The organism is Rhodoferax sp. ZS1R8, from assembly GCF_056521325.1.
This window is the reverse complement of the sequence record NZ_JBWMBA010000035.1, coordinates 1-2019: the sequence shown is the minus strand read 5'-3', so window position 1 is coordinate 2019 and position 2019 is coordinate 1. Positions and strand designations below refer to the sequence as shown.

The 2019-nt window shown below is 59.2% G+C and carries 2 protein-coding genes; both read right to left on the bottom strand.

Annotated elements, in window-relative coordinates:
- Window positions 1–304 precede the first annotated feature (304 nt).
- A complete protein-coding gene (locus tag AC097P_RS23465) occupies window positions 305–991 on the bottom strand; it encodes a CatA-like O-acetyltransferase (protein ID WP_479612848.1) in 687 nt (228 codons plus the stop codon).
- On the bottom strand, window positions 988–1623 hold the full coding sequence (locus AC097P_RS23460; RefSeq protein WP_479612847.1) for a YceI family protein: 636 nt from the start codon (window positions 1621–1623) through the stop codon (window positions 988–990). Before AC097P_RS23460 ends, AC097P_RS23465 begins: the two co-directional genes overlap by 4 nt.
- Window positions 1624–2019 lie beyond the last annotated feature (396 nt).

Here is a 2019-nt window from a genome sequence, read left to right as displayed (position 1 = left end):
CCAAGGATTACCCGCAGGCGTGGATCGAGAAACGGCTGCGCTCCACCTCCGTGCGTGGGGAACTACCTTGCAGCGCCCAGTGCTCCAGACTTACTGGGTGACGCCGCAACCGCAAAGCCAAGCAAGCCCAAAGCGCGTGCGCGGGTCAAGGCACCCAAGGCAAGTGCAGAGTAAAAACCACCGGCCTTAGCGGCGCGCGGGTAGCGCGGTAGTCGAACGGGACATTTTGGACATCCATTTCCCCAAGTAACTATTGGCAAAATGTGCCTCTAGCCCCCGAGAAATATAGCGATACAGCTATCATTTATATAGCAAATACTCCACCAACCCGCAGCCAGGCCTCTGGCGCCAGCAAGGCCGCCTCAAAGCCTTCAAAGAACCGGCCGATGTGTAGGCCGTCCATCAGGGCATGGTGCACCTCCACTGACAGCGGCATCCATTGGCGCGCACCATCGGCGTCAATCCGGCCAAAGGCGATCTTGGGTATACAGTCGTTCGGGCCCCACTGACGGGCGTTGGAGAAGCTGCTGAAGTGCACCCAGGGCAAGCTTGTCATGTGCAGGGAGGCACCAGCGTGCTTGTCGGGCTCGAACGGCGTGTCTAGCCGGCGGCCATTGGCAAGGGCCTGCGCACCCAGGACGCAAAAAGCAGCAAAGTCCCGATTGTGTTCCAGCGTGGCAAAGCCAAAAGAGTCGTCGCCGCGCAGTACGGTGGTACTGCCGTGCACGGTGTCATGCACACGCACACGGTCACCTTCCAGCCGGTACCGAAAGGGCTCGATTTCATTCGCCAGGCGTATCGCAATAAAGTGGTAGGCCAAAGACAGGCTTCCCACACCCAGGTCTTTCACCGCCTGGCGCAGCAATGCCACATCCAGCCGGGCGCACAGGTTGAAGGTTGGAATGTCAAAACCCCGGAAGAAATCATAGGCTGAGCGGCGATGCCAGCTGTCCAGATCCAGATACCGCGGGCCGGGATTGGCAGCGTTCATTGCGGGTCTCCGGCAAAGGTAAATTCGACAACCACCTCGTCGTGGACGGCGAGTATGCCGCCAAACACCGAGAACGGCTTGATGCCAAAGTCTGATTGTTTGAGAACCAGCGCGCCCTGCACCTTCAACCGCTCGGGCAGGCCGGTTACGGTGAGCGGTGTCCATATCTCGCGCGTTTGCCCATGCAGGGTTATGGCCAGCTTAACGGCAAACTTGGGCGCCTCCCCGACGATCTGCAACGACTGGATGCGCAACCATGGAAACCGCGCCGCCTGGAAGTTATTGTCACCCAGCATGTTGTTGCGCGTACTGGCTATGTCTTCGGCTGAAATGGTGGACGCAAATGCCGGGCCCAATTCGGCGCGGTGCTCCGGCACGTCAAACACCAATTGATCCAGGCGGAAGGCCAGATCAAACCGGGAGGCTGCAGTACCGTCGGAGGCCAGGTAAAAAAAACCGTCAAACTCCGGTGCCGACAACACATGGTTGTGGCCAAACCGGGCGGCCCGTCCAGCCCTGAACGCATACATACGGATGCTCGATGTCTTGGGATTGAACCGGAACACCCGGCCACCAGATTGCGCCAGTGCGGCATACGTCACCGAGATATCTTGCGCGGGTCGGTCAACCACCTGTTCAGCATGAACCCCATCACGCACAACGGTCACACCAGAACACGCAAACAAACACATTACTAACGGGAGCGATATCAGTCTCAAAGCCATGGGTTCCCTTTAGGCACAGTGAGCGATCAGTGTACCCAGCGCTACCGTTGGCAAACGTGAAACTCAAGCGGCTGGCTTTGCGCAGGCTGGCGCGGCCGTGGACCGGAACCACGTGTGAAGGCGGCATTCTCCACCCCGGCCGCTACCGGTCAGACTCAACTCCAATTGGCCGCCAACACAGGACTAAGCGCCGTTGCATAGTTGGCCGCCAATGTAGTCTGCCCAGCAGCCGGTGGCGAGAACGCTGCCATGGCTTGCACCAAAGCCTGTACCTGGCTGTCCAGCAACACCTTGCCATCACTG